Below are 6,797 nucleotides of genomic sequence, written 5' to 3' on the forward strand. Positions count from 1 at the left end.
AAATGGATAGTGCTTGAACTATCGACTATCGCTGTTTCGCTCATTTTTTTAATCAAAGTCAGATTCCATTTTATCGTCTTTATAATCTCTTTCTGCCTCTGGTATCTTTCTATGGATATTGTTCCGGTCATTTATAAAGAAAATTTTATCGGCTGGTTTGAAAGGGCAGATATTTCAAAAATCTTTGGAATTCTGATGATTGCAGCGGGTTATATCCTTCATCTTAAAAAAATGCGTGATTATGCATTCTGGCTTTATCTTTTCGGAGTTTTCACGCTGACTTTTGGATTTTCCTTCTTTTACAATGCGAACGGCTGGGGCTTTATTATTCTGTTTTTGATTCATCTTGCAATGTGCTTTATCTCGCTGTTTTTGGAAGAAATCGTTTTTATGGTGTTCGGTACCGCAGGTCTTGCAGAATTTCTTTCACGCCTGTCGTTCGAACTTTTTAAAGATTCAAAATTTTTCCCGTTTGCCTTAACTTTAACAGGCATTCTGATTATTGTGCTTGGAATTGTGCTTCAGAAAAACCGCAGGCGTATTGCAGAAGCCGTAAATAAACTGATTCCTGAATGTGTGAAAAAAATGCGGCCTGTTTCCATGTCTTGATTTTTATTCTGTTTTTTAAGACAATAATAAGCATAAAAAATAGGAAAATATGGAAAATACAGTTTTAACACTTGCTTATCTTGAAACACTATCATCAGCAGATTTAATTGCTCTTGCTGATGATTATGGAATTGATATTCCTGATAATCTTAACCGGCGTTTTATAATCGGTGAACTTCTTGAAGTTGCTGCAGAACTTGCACAGGATTCCAATGATATACAATCCATGAAGGAAGACGAAAATATTGCTTCAACTGCTGATGAACTTCCGGTGTCGTTCAATGAAACTCAAATCTCTGTAATTCTTCAGAATCCGGTATGGGCTTTTGTTTACTGGGATATAAGTTCTGAAGCTGTTAAAAAAATTTCTGAATCTTCTAAAATGAAGCATTTGTTTCTGCGTGTTTCGTATTTTAATAACGAAGAAGATACAGTTCCTGTAAAATATTATGATTTGCAGACCACAATCGAAAATCGTGAGCAGTATGTATTTCTTGAACCGGGCTGCAAATATTTCCGTATTGATTTAGTTGCTTCTTTCTCTGATGAAACTACAGACAATCTTACTGTTTCAAGAAAGGTTGCACTTCCTGAAATACCGGCTGTGTTTGCCAAGGCATTTCCGGGGCAGGAAGTCGAAGTATCGGAAATTCTTGAAATTTCAGGTATGAAAAAGCTTTTAAAATCTCACTATGAAAAATACAGACAGTCTTTTGTGGAGTAGGCGAAATGGCTAAAAACTTTATTTTTACAATTGTTGCACATCAGGGTTATATTCGTCATGAAAATGAAAGCGACTATGCTTTACAAAATGACATTCTCTTTAATGCAATTTCCGAAACATATCTTCCTTTACTGGATATGCTTCACCGCCTTAAATCAGAAAATTTAAAATTTAAGCTTGCTCTTGTTTTATCTCCTGTTTTATGTTCACTGCTTGATGACCCGCTCATAAAGGAACAGTACATTCACTGGCTTGAAAAACGCATTGCTTTTGGCGAAAAAGAAGTTCAACGTCTCAAAAACGATTCTGCTTTGCTAAAAAATGCAGAAAGCTGTCTTCAAAAAACAAGAAAAAATCTCGTAGATTTTACCCAGTCATATTCGCAGAATCTGTTAAAAGAATTTTCTTTTTTTTCTGATAACGGATATCTTGAACTTCTTGCAACCTGTGCAACCTATGCATTTTTACCTCATTACGGGGATATGACAGAAATTTTGAATGCACAGATAGAAGTAGGACTTTATTCACACCGCCATTATTTCGGTTCAAATCCTGACGGCTTTTATCTGCCTTTTATGGGGTATACACCGGGAATCGAAAAAATTTTAAGGGCTTACGGGCTTCGTTATACAATTATCGATATCCGTTCAATGCTTTTCAGTAAAACTCTTCCCGAAAATGGAATTTTTTCACCTGTTCGCTGCGATATAGATTCTCAGAATTCGCTTTCTCAGACTTCTCTTGCTTTTTTCTGTCAGGATTCTGATACTCCTGATGATATTACTGGTGTAAATGGATTTTCTTCCCGTCCTGTATACAAAAATCAGTGTAAAGATGTTTCCTTTGAGCTTTCCTCAGAAGAACTTGCCGGCTCTGGATTAATTTCTGACGGTATGCCGAGAATTCCTGCACATTACTGTTACTGGAATAATCAGAACGCAAGTGTTTATGATTTTAATGAATCTCAAAAACAAGTTAAACTCGATGCACAGGAATTTTTTACCTCTAAAAAGGCTAAATTAGATAAAGCTCAGAAGTGCATGGAAGGTAAAAATCCGTCCCTTCTCTGTGTTGTTGATGCAAAATCTCTTGGTCAGAACTGGTCAGAAGGAATCGACTGGCTTGAAAATGTTATCCGGGACTTTGCTGCCTCGGATATTCAGCTTGAAAGTCCGTCTCCTTTACTTGGAAACACTTTTGCCCTGCAGAAAGTTCTGCCTTATTCAGGTGCTGTTCAGGGAAACAGTTATGGAGAGGACCTGCTTGATGCTTCGAACAGCTGGATGATCCGCTATACCAGAAAAATGGCAGAGCGTATGGTTGATTTGTCTGACCGCTATCCGAATGAAACCGGTTTAAAAATAAGGCTTTTAAATTTAGGTGCTAAAGAGCTTATGCTTGCACAAAGCAGTGAATGGGCGCAGATGCTTCATGAAGGTGAATTCCCTGAATATGTTACAGAGCGTTTTAAGGAAATGATAAAATCCTTTATGATTGTTTTTGATTCTCTCGGCTCAAACTCTGTAAGTACTGAATGGCTTACAAAAATCGAAAAAGAGCATGTTATTTTTCCGTGGATGAACTTCAGAATGTTCTCGCCTAAAAAGTAAATTCTGTTTTTTATTCTTCATCGTCATCATCAAATGAAATCGAATACAGATTTTCAAGTTCGTATTTGTTTTTGTTAAAGTTGATGGCGATTTTTTTTGCTATTATTGCGGGTTCAAATGTCATGTTAAGCGGAGCACTCTGAGCAATTCTGATAGATTCATTCCATTTTAAAACTGCCGCATCATAATAGCCTTCTGCATACAGTCTTAATCCTTCAAGATAATATTTGTTTACCTGTTCAATTGCCGCAAACCTGCCTCGGTCGCCTAATTTCATTTTTGCGCTTAAGCTTATATGGTTTACAGGATTTGCTGAGGACGTTAAATCGAAGGTGTAAGTAACATCGAGCAGAATTTTCTTAAATTCAAACTCACTTCCCATGCTGATTCTCGGATTTGAGCCCTGTAATAAAAAACCGCATAAAAATGAGAATTTTTCGGTTAGTTTTATGTCTGAGCCAACTGCAAAGGAAGCTTTTTCACTTGAAGAAGTGTTCTGTAAATTCAGCGGTTTTCTGAATTCTCCGGTAAACAAAATTCTTGAAAAAGGTCTGTAAGAAATTCCTGCCGAAAGTTTAGTTGGAGGAGGTGAGTCAGTTTGAATTGAAGAAGAAAAGCCTGTTAAAACAATTCCAAGATTATTCAGTGCAAGTCCTATATTAAAATTTGCTTTCCTTGCTGAAAAAAATTTAAAAGCATTAAAGTGAAATAAAACTCCAGCATCAGCCATTAATCCAAGCGCTGACTGTTCTAATCCTGAATTTGAAATAATGGAATCGTCTTTGTTGTCGGTGTAATCAGGTACTCCGCGCCAGGAAAGCTTTGCATTTGCTCCAAGTGAGAGTCCTTTAAAGAGATAGCCTGCAAAAAAGTTGTGGGAAATATTAAAAGTACCTGTTGTTTCTGTGTAATAACTTCCGGCAACCCTGTCTCCGTAAAGATTATATTCACTGAAAGGTACGTAGAAACATTTAAGCTGAAAGCCGTAGCCAGTGTTTCCAGTTCTGGCTGTTGCGGCCAGTGTTTCAATTGCGGAATCTGAAATCCAGGAATTGTGATAAACTGCAATCTGTGTTTCTTCAAGTGTGGCACTGGCTGCAGGATTGTAGTCAAAAAATGAAATGTCATCACAAAGACCTGTAAAAGCTGTCCCTAAAGCTTCCGTGCGCCCTCCTGACGGTATGTTAAGGGACCTGAATGATGTTAAACCTTCGTTACTGTCAATTGATGAAGCAAAAATATCTGCAAGACTTGACTGCATGTTTATCAGTTCAAGTGAATGGGCTTTTAAGAGAAAAGTCAAAAAAATGAGCATTATGCAGATTTTTTTCATCATATTACATTATAATGTATTTTCGGATAAATATCTCTACTCATTTAAATCTATCGCCGAAAATATAGAGATAAACCTGAAAAAATGTTAAAAAAACGGTCTGGTTTTATATTTATTTTTTCTCTTTTTTTTCTCTGCCTGCTTTTTTCAGAGGAAACAGGTACAGCAGGTGATGAGATTTTGTCTTTGCAGCAGATTGATATTCTTATTGAGTCGACTGCCTATAACGAAGCCTTAAAGGAACTTACCAAATATATAAATGCTTATCCGAATGATTTTGACCGTGCACACAAACGGGTAATGAAAGTTTTTAAGGCCAGAGAAAAATATAATAAAGACGGTGAAGAACTTGTTGAGCTGATAAGGGACGGCGATGACACAAAGGTTGATAAACTTTATAAAATTACTGAGCTTGAAAGTTCTGAACTTGATTCAACTGAAACTGTCGTTGATTTTACAAATCTGGCCCGAAGAACAGTAACGCTTGGTGAAGTTTTAATTCATTACAACCGCATTATGAAAGAAGGTGTTGCTCTTGTAAAAAAAGAAAAGTTTCCGGAAGCTGCTCTGAAATTTGAAGAGGGCTTTGCAATAAAAAATGAATTTTCCGATATCGTATTTGATCCGAAAGATTTAAAAAACAGTGAAGGAATCCCTGTCGTTTATGAAAACGATATTACTGACCCTGTAAAAAAATCAATCGGCACAATCCTTTCTCTTGTTGCAGGCTCTCTCCTTTCTGCCGGTTTTTCATCGCGGGAAAGCGACTGTGAAAAAGCATACAATGAATTTATCAAGGCTGTCAGTGCAAAAAATGTTGATATTGATGAAGTTCAGAAAAGTTTTAAGCGGGTAAATACGGCTTTTTCAAAACTGGCGGAACTTCATAATAAAATTATTGATGAAGCAGAAAAATTGCAGCAGGTCGTTGAACTTGCAGAACAGAGAAATCCGCTGCTTTTAGGAACTTCATATATTTCGTTTCAGTTAAAATTTGTTGCCGGTGATTCTTCTCATCCTGATACCGGTGTAATCGGCGCAATTGAAGCCTATTATAATAAGCGCATAGAATCTATGAAAGAAAAAACCGGAGCAATTGTTTTTTCAATTCTTAATGAAACTATTAAAAAACTGCCGGAAGAAAAAATCTATTCTCTTGCCGACAAAATTGATCCTGAACGCAATTCCATGAAACTGTCCAGAGATTTTGCTCAGACTGCAATTTCTTTACATGATTTGTATAAACTTGAAAAAACTCTTGATGCAGTCAGTTTTGGAGAAAAATATCCTGATTATGAAAAATCAATGAAGTTTGTTTATGAGTATATTTCAGGTCTTTCACTTGCCTATGAAAGCGTAAAAGATCTGGCTTATGAACGTAAAAATCCTGAAAAAATAAATACATCCTTTGTCAGTCAGAAACTGCTTTCTGAAAATTTACAGAAACTTCTGCGGTATGAAAAAATTAAAAGCGATTCAAGAAGTTATTTAAAGCTGATTGATGATGAAAAAAAACGTGAGTCAGAATATTTTGCTAACCTCGAAAAAAGAGAGCGGGAAATTGCAGAACTTGTTGAATTAAGCGGCGGAACTTTAAAAATCTCAACATTAAAAAAACGTGAGACTGCCGGTACGAGAATTTCTGACAGTCCGCTTGATTTCAGAAATCAGATTGATTATTTTACATCGATAAGCCGGCAGAATCTTGATGAATCTTCGGCACATGCTTTAGGACTCTGGGAATATATGTCCCGCGGTTATATGACTCTCTCCCGCGATTCTTTTGATGATTTTTCAAAACAGTGTTCTGATACAGAAATTCTTCTTTACGGAGCCGGAAGTCAGGATGATGAAGATAATTTTGATTTTCAGGAAAGTGTGTTTTCTGAATTTGTAAAGCATTATCCTGTGGAAGCCAGAGAAAATGCTGAAAAATTAAATTCCAGAATTTCTGCAAAGCGTGAAGAATTTTTATCTCAGCTTGAATTTCTGTATAAGGGAAAAGACGATTACTGGAATGTCAGCGAAAATTACAAAAACTCAACTCTGGAATTTGAACGCATTATAAAAAACTTTGACACATTGTATGCAAGAAATAATGTAGTTATCGATAAGGCTTCTGTTCAAATCCGTCAGTATGAAGCTGTACTGGCAGATGCAAATGAACAGTTTAACAGAGCTTCTGATTTATACAAAAAAGGTGATTACAAAAATGCTATGCTTGCTGTTGATGCTGCTTCAGAAAAATATGCCGGTGCCCTTGAAATTGAATATTCAGAAAAAATACGTTCTGTCCGTGAAGTTTCTTTGACAGAACTTGCAATGAAAATCCAGCGTGCAGAATTTGAGCGGGTTCTGCGCAGTGTATTTGCATTAAAAGACAGGGCTTCTACATTTTATTATTCAGGTAATTTTGATAATGCAGAAAATGTTCTGCTCTCTGCTCAGCTTCAGTGGGCTACAGTCAGTTCAGAACCAGATCCTGAAATCGAAAATCTTCTCGCTATTGTAAAAAATATTA

5 protein-coding genes are annotated in these 6,797 nt (G+C 36.4%); 4 read left to right on the forward strand and 1 reads right to left on the reverse strand.

What is annotated here, in order from left to right; translation table 11 throughout:
• The 3 genes from ACKI5B_RS04320 to ACKI5B_RS04330 form a co-directional block, all read left to right on the forward strand.
• A partial coding sequence (locus ACKI5B_RS04320; RefSeq protein ID WP_407426185.1) for a hypothetical protein occupies positions 1 to 609 on the forward strand: 609 nt, incomplete at its 5' end.
• Between the two features lie 49 nt (positions 610 to 658).
• The gene (locus ACKI5B_RS04325; RefSeq protein WP_407426187.1) at positions 659 to 1,333 is read left to right on the forward strand and encodes a DUF4912 domain-containing protein; all 675 of its coding nucleotides are present in this window, start codon (positions 659 to 661) and stop codon (positions 1,331 to 1,333) included.
• A gap of 5 nt (positions 1,334 to 1,338) precedes the next feature.
• Positions 1,339 to 2,943 (forward strand): 1,4-alpha-glucan branching protein domain-containing protein, encoded by a 1,605-nt coding sequence (locus tag ACKI5B_RS04330; protein ID WP_407426189.1) that lies wholly within the window; start codon positions 1,339 to 1,341, stop codon positions 2,941 to 2,943.
• A gap of 10 nt (positions 2,944 to 2,953) precedes the next feature.
• On the opposite strand, the gene ACKI5B_RS04335 is transcribed toward ACKI5B_RS04330, so the two are convergent.
• The gene (locus ACKI5B_RS04335; RefSeq protein WP_407426191.1) at positions 2,954 to 4,279 is read right to left on the reverse strand and encodes a UPF0164 family protein; all 1,326 of its coding nucleotides are present in this window, start codon (positions 4,277 to 4,279) and stop codon (positions 2,954 to 2,956) included.
• Positions 4,280 to 4,360: 81 nt separating this feature from the next.
• Between ACKI5B_RS04335 and ACKI5B_RS04340 the strand changes: the two genes are divergently transcribed.
• Positions 4,361 to 6,797 (forward strand): hypothetical protein (locus tag ACKI5B_RS04340; protein WP_407426193.1); only part of this gene is annotated, 2,437 nt, incomplete at its 3' end.

The organism is Treponema sp. (assembly GCF_045657965.1).
GTDB lineage: Bacteria > Spirochaetota > Spirochaetia > Treponematales > Treponemataceae > Treponema_D.

What these genes read in the sequence shown, in the direction of transcription:
- ACKI5B_RS04325 (WP_407426187.1), top strand. Translation starts at nt 659, where the DNA reads ATGGAAAATACAGTTTTAACACTTGCTTATCTTGAAACACTATCATCA.
- ACKI5B_RS04330 (WP_407426189.1), top strand. Translation starts at nt 1,339, where the DNA reads ATGGCTAAAAACTTTATTTTTACAATTGTTGCACATCAGGGTTATATT.
- ACKI5B_RS04335 (WP_407426191.1), bottom strand. Translation starts at nt 4,279, where the DNA reads ATGATGAAAAAAATCTGCATAATGCTCATTTTTTTGACTTTTCTCTTA.